The following is a 700-nucleotide window of genomic DNA, read 5'->3' on the forward strand; positions in this document are numbered from 1 at the left end:
TGAAGTGAAACGCGTCATTCCGCTCCCGGCGGAACTGCTTCACTTCTTTCAGGCCCTGAGTCATCTGCCGGGCGACGTCTGCCGGGTTGTCGATGATGATCTGGTAATGACGCTGCGCTTCTTCACCCAGCGTGGCACCGACGAACGCGTGCAACTGTTGCAGGTACGGCTCGGTATTTTTCGGACCGGTCAGGATTACCGGGAACGGTACGTCCTTGTTGTCCGGGTGCATCAGAATGCCAAGCAGATAGAGGAACTCTTCAGCCGTGCCGGCGCCACCGGGGAAGAGGATGATGCCGTGGCCAACGCGCACGAAGGCTTCGAGACGTTTTTCGATGTCCGGCAGGATCACCAGCTCGTTGACGATCGGGTTGGGTGCTTCGGCCGCAATGATGCCCGGCTCGGTCAGGCCCAGATAGCGCCCGCCGACAATGCGTTGCTTGGCGTGGGCAATAGTCGCGCCCTTCATCGGGCCTTTCATTACGCCAGGGCCGCAGCCGGTGCAGATATCCAGGCTGCGCAGGCCCAGTTCATGGCCGACTTTCTTGGTGTATTTGTATTCTTCAGTGTTGATCGAGTGACCACCCCAGCACACCACCATCTGCGGCTCTACGCCAGCGCGCAGCGTGCGGGCATTGCGCAGCAGGTGGAACACGTAATCGGTGATGCCCTGAGAATTGCTCAGGTCGATGCGCTGGCT

The 700-nt window shown here is 60.0% G+C and carries 1 protein-coding gene; it reads right to left on the minus strand.

Annotated features, from left to right (window positions below):
- Window positions 1-700: LOG family protein (locus tag FFY45_RS21885; RefSeq protein WP_176342034.1), on the minus strand; the 700-nt coding region annotated here is incomplete at both ends.

This window comes from Xanthomonas hortorum, from assembly GCF_011305375.1.
Lineage (GTDB): Bacteria > Pseudomonadota > Gammaproteobacteria > Xanthomonadales > Xanthomonadaceae > Xanthomonas > Xanthomonas hortorum_E.